3 protein-coding genes and 1 pseudogene are annotated in these 4878 nt (G+C 70.9%); 2 read left to right on the plus strand and 2 right to left on the minus strand.

What is annotated here, in order from left to right:
- Positions 1-164: 164 nt before the first annotated feature.
- Complete coding sequence (locus AC5P09_RS51170; protein ID WP_493880508.1) at positions 165-917, minus strand: GNAT family N-acetyltransferase; 753 nt, start codon at positions 915-917, stop codon at positions 165-167.
- Between the two features lie 364 nt (positions 918-1281).
- On the opposite strand from AC5P09_RS51170, the gene lon reads away from it, so the two are divergent.
- On the plus strand, positions 1282-3696 hold the full coding sequence (lon, locus tag AC5P09_RS51175) for an endopeptidase La (protein ID WP_493880506.1): 2415 nt from the start codon (positions 1282-1284) through the stop codon (positions 3694-3696).
- A gap of 440 nt (positions 3697-4136) precedes the next feature.
- On the opposite strand, the pseudogene tnpA reads toward lon, so the two are convergent.
- Positions 4137-4489 (minus strand): annotated as a pseudogene (gene tnpA / locus AC5P09_RS51180) (IS200/IS605 family transposase); the annotation flags it as partial.
- Here tnpA and AC5P09_RS51185 point away from each other — a divergent pair.
- Positions 4488-4878 (plus strand): RNA-guided endonuclease InsQ/TnpB family protein (locus AC5P09_RS51185; RefSeq protein WP_493880507.1); only part of this gene is annotated, 391 nt, incomplete at its 3' end. The pseudogene tnpA and the gene AC5P09_RS51185 sit on opposite strands and share 2 nt — an antisense overlap.

A 4878-nucleotide genomic window follows, 5' to 3' on the forward strand; every position in this document is an offset into this window, starting at 1 on the left:
GCTTTCGGCCGGTGCGGCGAGAGTGCGTGCCGGGCGCCGTGGGTGCTGTGCGGGACTTTCGAAACACCCCCTAGGACCGCCCGGCCGCGGCCAACTCCCGTGCGAGCGCTGGTGCGGGGGCATGGCGTCGGGCTTGCGGTGCTGTGTCGGTCTGGGCGGGCCGGTCAGCCGGCGGGTGGCGTCCAGACGTACGGCGTGGTCGTGGTGACCGCCTGGAAGCCCAGGCGGCGCAGGATGGGCGCGCTGTCGTCGGAGGCGTCGACGTGCAGGTACGTGACGCCCCGGGCGGCGGCGAGCCGGGCCCGCTCGGCCACCAGGGCCCGGTAGATGCCCCTGCCGCGCCACTCGGCGAGCGTGGAGCCGCCCCACAGGCTCGCGAACCCGGTGCCCGCGCGGAAGACCAGCCAGGCGGCACAGACGACCTCCCCGCCCGCCTCGGCGACGTACACGGCGATCCCGTCCGGCGCGGCGGCCACCCGGCCGATCAGGTCCTCGGCGAGCCAGTTCCAGTCGTCGTCCCACACGACCGACTCCATGGCCGCGATCCGCCGCATGTCCGCGTCCGCCGTCACCCGGCGCAGCGCGACACCGTCCGGCAGGACCGGATCTCGTACGGCCATCTCGGCGACGCGTCCGACCACTACCGTCTCCTGCTCCTCGGGCACGAACCCGGCCGCCCGCAGCCGGTCGGTGAGGTCGGCCGGGACGTCGTGCGCCCGGGTCTTCCACTCCACCGCCTCACCGCGCGCCGCGAAGAAGTCCCGCTGACGCGCGATCAGTTCATCCAGCCCGTCGCCCTCCACGCCGAGGTCGCGCGGCCCGCCGACGAATCCTCGGAACTGCCCGACGATCCGCAGCAGCGGCCCGTCGTGTTCGTACGTCACTCCCGCGGGCGGATTCGGGGGAGCACCGCGCATCTGGTCGTCGTAGGCGGCGAGAAGGGGGTCGGTGGTGGCTGTCTCTGTCACCGGATGACGGTCGGGGGAGGAGGCGGGCGAGGGCAACCGGTTTTTCCCAACCGGCCTTGGTTCTGCGCGCGCGTGCAGGTGCCCTCCAGGGCGAACCCGGCCTTCGCGGCGACGCGGCAGGACGCCCGGGTCGGCCACCGAGTGCCGGGAAGGTCCAGCAGAGGTTGAGCGTTGTCCGAGGGTGTGGGAGGGACATGCCTGGTCAGAGGGCAGTCGGAGCGTGATCGCTCACAGCGAACGCAACCCGGGGAACATCCGGGGGCTCCCGAGCATTGAGTCGGCATAGCTCAACTTGACTGCCGAAGGGGAGATCATGGCTTCGACGTCCACACCGCTCACTCTGCCTGTGCTGCCGCTCGACGACGAGGTCGTGCTGCCCGGGATGGTGGTTCCGCTGGACCTCAATGACGCCGATGTGCGCGCCGCGGTGGAGGCCGCCCAGGCCGCCGCGCGCTCGGAACCCGGCAAGCCCAGGGTTCTGCTGGTGCCACGCATGGACGGGACGTACGCGAGCACCGGCGTGCTCGGCACGATCGAGCAGGTCGGCCGGCTGGCCGACGGTGACCCGGGCGCGTTGATCCGCGGCCGGAGCAGGGTGAAGATCGGTGCGGGGACCACGGGCCCGGGTGCCGCCCTCTGGGTCGAGGGCACCCGTGTCGACGAGAGCGTGCCCGAGCCGCTGCCCGGCCAGGTCACCGAACTGGTCAAGGAGTACAAGGCCCTTGCCACGGCCTGGCTGCGCAAGCGCGGCGCCTGGCAGGTGGTCGACCGGGTCCAGGCCATCGACGACGTGTCCGCCCTTGCCGACAACTCCGGTTACTCGCCCTTCCTGACCACCGACCAGAAGGTGGAGCTCCTGGAGACCGCCGACCCGGTCGCCCGGCTCAAGCTCGCCACCCAGCAACTGCGCGACCACCTCGCCGAACAGGACGTCGCCGAGACCATCGCCAAGGACGTCCAGGAGGGCGTCGACAAGCAGCAGCGCGAGTTCCTGCTCCGCCGCCAGCTGGAAGCCGTACGCAAGGAACTGCGCGAGCTCAACGGCGAGTCGGAGGGCGAGGAGTCCGACGACTACCGTGCCCGCGTCGAGGCCGCCGACCTGCCCGAGAAGGTCCGCGAGGCCGCCCTCAAGGAGGTCGACAAGCTGGAGCGGTCCAGCGACCAGTCGCCTGAGGGCTCGTGGATCCGCACCTGGCTCGACACCGTCCTCGAACTGCCGTGGAACGAGCGGACCGAGGACCAGTACGACATCCAGGGCGCCAAGACGATCCTGGACGCCGAGCACGCCGGTCTGGAGGACGTGAAGGAGCGGATCACCGAGTACCTGGCGGTGCGCAAGCGCCGTACCGACCGCGGGCTGGGTGTCATCGGCGGGCGGCGTGGAGGTGCCGTGCTGGCGCTCGTCGGGCCGCCCGGTGTCGGCAAGACCTCGCTCGGCGAGTCCGTCGCGCACGCCATGGGGCGGAAGTTCGTCCGGGTCGCCCTCGGTGGTGTCCGCGACGAGGCCGAGATCCGCGGTCACCGGCGTACGTACGTCGGCGCGCTGCCAGGCCGGATCGTCCGCGCCATCAAGGAGGCCGGGTCCATGAACCCGGTGGTGCTCCTCGACGAGATCGACAAGGTGGGGTCCGACTTCCGGGGCGACCCGGCGGCCGCCCTCCTGGAGGTCCTGGACCCGGCGCAGAACCACACCTTCCGGGACCACTACCTGGAGGTGGAGCTGGACCTGTCGGACGTCGTCTTCCTGGCCACGGCCAACGTGCTGGAGGCCATCCCGGAGGCGCTGCTCGACCGTATGGAGCTGGTCCGCCTCGACGGCTACACCGAGGACGAGAAGATCGTCATCGCGCGTGACCACCTGCTGCCGCGCCAGCTGGAGCGGGCGGGGCTGGAGACGGCCGAGGTCACCCTCGACGAGAGCGCGCTGCGCAAGCTCGCCGGCGAGTACACGCGCGAGGCGGGCGTCCGCAACCTGGAGCGGTCCATCGCACGGCTGCTGCGCAAGGTCGCGGCCCAGCACGAACTGGGCGAGCGGAAGCTGCCGTTCACCGTCCGGGACGAGGACCTGCGCGGCCTGATCGGACGGCCGCACCACGTGCCCGAGTCCGCACAGGACCCGGCGGAGCGCCGCACCGCCGTGCCGGGCGTGGCGACGGGCCTCGCCGTCACGGGAGCGGGCGGTGACGTCCTGTTCGTCGAGGCGTCGCTGGCCGACCCGGAGACGGGCGCGGCGGGCCTGACCCTGACGGGCCAACTGGGCGACGTCATGAAGGAGTCGGCGCAGATCGCGCTCAGCTTCCTCCGCTCGCACGGGGCGGAGCTGGAACTCCCCGTGGCCGACCTGAAGGACCGGGGCGTGCACATCCACTTCCCGGCGGGCGCGGTCCCGAAGGACGGCCCGAGCGCGGGCGTCACGATGACGACGGCACTGGCGTCGCTGCTGTCGGGCCGTCTGGTCCGCACGGACGTGGCGATGACCGGCGAGGTCTCGCTGACCGGCCGGGTCCTCCCGATCGGCGGCGTGAAGCAGAAGCTGCTCGCCGCGCACCGGGCAGGGGTGACCACCGTCGTCATCCCGAAGCGCAACGAGCCCGACCTGGACGACGTCCCGGCCGAGGTCCTGGACAAGCTCGACGTCCACGCCGTCACGGACGTCCGCCAGGTCCTGGAGCTGGCGCTGTCCCCGGCGACGAACGGGGCCGCGCCGGAGGTTCCGGTGGCGGCGTGACGGGCGCCATCGGATGAGGGAAGGCCCGGGTTCTCGTGAGGGAGGTCCGGGCCTTCGCCGTGTCTGTTCCTCCCCGTGTCAGCCGTTGGCGAGGGCCACGACTCGAGGGCGCCGTGGAACGTGCTGAGGTCGCCGACGGGCGGTCCGGAGGAGGCGCCCTGCCACAGGGTGCGGTACGACCATCCCGTCGCCAGCGTCTCCACCGTCGAGGCGTAGCGGGCGACCCCAGCGGGTTGGCGGCGGCGAAGCCCGCCCGACGGGCCAGCTACCGGAATTCATTCGCGGTGCATCGGTCTTCAGGCCGGTGGTGAGGCGAATCTGGTGGTGGCGACGCGGAGCGTCGCGGATTCAGGTCCGGCGGAGCCGGACACCGCAGTTCTTCGCCTGTGGTGCGGAGCGTCGCGCGGGCTGGTCCCGACGGAGCCGGGCGGTGCTCGCACCGGCCGGTTCTGCTGTTCGATGTACTGCCTGACCACGCTGAGCGGGGCGCCGCCGACGGTTCCGGCGAAGTAGGAGCCGGACCACAGCTTGCTGGCCCTCCAGCAGTGGGCGGGAAGTTGACCAGCAGGTGGACGTGGTTGTTCTCGCCGTTGAACTCCACCAGCTCGCATTCGAAGTCCGTACACACCGACCGCATGATCTCTTCCATACGCCTCAAGTGGGCATCGGTGAACACCTTGTGCCGGAACCTGGTAACGAAGACCAAGTGGACGTGCATCACGAAAGCACAGTGACGACCAGTTCTGATCTCCTGCATGTCACCCGTAACCCAAGTATCTATCGTGATCGTCATGCAGCTCCGGTACTCCTTCAGGTTGTACCCGGACACCGGCCAGCAGAGGGCGTTGGCGAGGGCGTTCGGGTGCGCCCGTGTCGTGTTCAACGACGCGGTCCGCGCCCGTGAAGACGCCCGCAAGGCCGAGCAGCCGTTCCCCAAGGCCGCAGAGCTGTCGAAGAGGCTGATTACCGAGGCGAAGCAGACGGTGGAGCGGTCCTGGCTGGGCGAGGTCTCCGCGGTGGTGCTCCAGCAGTCCCTGCGCGACGTCGAGACCGCTTACCGCAACTTCTTCGCCTCCCTCAAGGGCGATCGCAAGGGGCCCAAGATCGGCCCGCCCCGCTTCAAGTCCCGCAAGGACAAGCGGCAGTCGATCCGGTTCACCGCCAACGCCCGCTGGAACATCA

Source organism: Streptomyces sp. a15 (genome assembly GCF_059026085.1).

Coding starts and splice junctions, on each gene's coding strand:
- AC5P09_RS51170 (WP_493880508.1), bottom strand. CDS start 917: ATGCGCGGTGCTCCCCCGAATCCGCCCGCGGGAGTGACGTACGAACAC.
- lon (WP_493880506.1), top strand. CDS start 1,282: ATGGCTTCGACGTCCACACCGCTCACTCTGCCTGTGCTGCCGCTCGAC.